Genomic DNA, 465 nt, shown 5'->3' on the forward strand with positions numbered 1-465 from the left:
TAACAATTTATCAGAAAAAGCAAAAGCGAAATCAGCACGTTCGACATCGCTCTTGGATGCTCATATTTCTGGAGGACGCTAATAATGCAGCAGTCTCGTTTTTTGTTTATTTTTAGTACTATAATGTTTCTTTTGATCATTTTATGGATGTCACTTTTTATTGTCTATCCTCGTCAACAAGTGGCAATTAAGCGTTTTGGTCAAATTGTTAAGGTGGAGTCTAATCCTGGAATTTATTCGAAAATGCCCTTTGTGGATAAGATGATTGTGGTGGATAATCGCTTGTTGCGTTACGATGTTCCTACGCAATCGGTACAAGTTCGTGGGGGTGCTTATTACGAAGTGGATGCGTTCTTTATTTATCGTATTACGGATCCTAAATTGTTTTTACAGCGTATTGCTTCAGGGCGTCCACAAATTGCGGCACGTGAAAACCTTGCACCACGGTTTATTGACGCTTTGCGT

At 39.4% G+C, this 465-nt stretch carries 1 protein-coding gene; it reads left to right on the forward strand.

Annotated elements, in window-relative coordinates; translation table 11 throughout:
- Nucleotides 1–84 precede the first annotated feature (84 nt).
- Nucleotides 85–465, forward strand: a 381-nt coding sequence (locus J7R10_RS08640) for an SPFH domain-containing protein (RefSeq protein WP_246787427.1), incomplete at its 3' end; no start/stop codon positions are given.

This window comes from Bartonella vinsonii subsp. berkhoffii ATCC 51672, from assembly GCF_902825225.1.
In the GTDB taxonomy this organism is placed as follows: Bacteria; Pseudomonadota; Alphaproteobacteria; order Rhizobiales; family Rhizobiaceae; genus Bartonella; species Bartonella berkhoffii.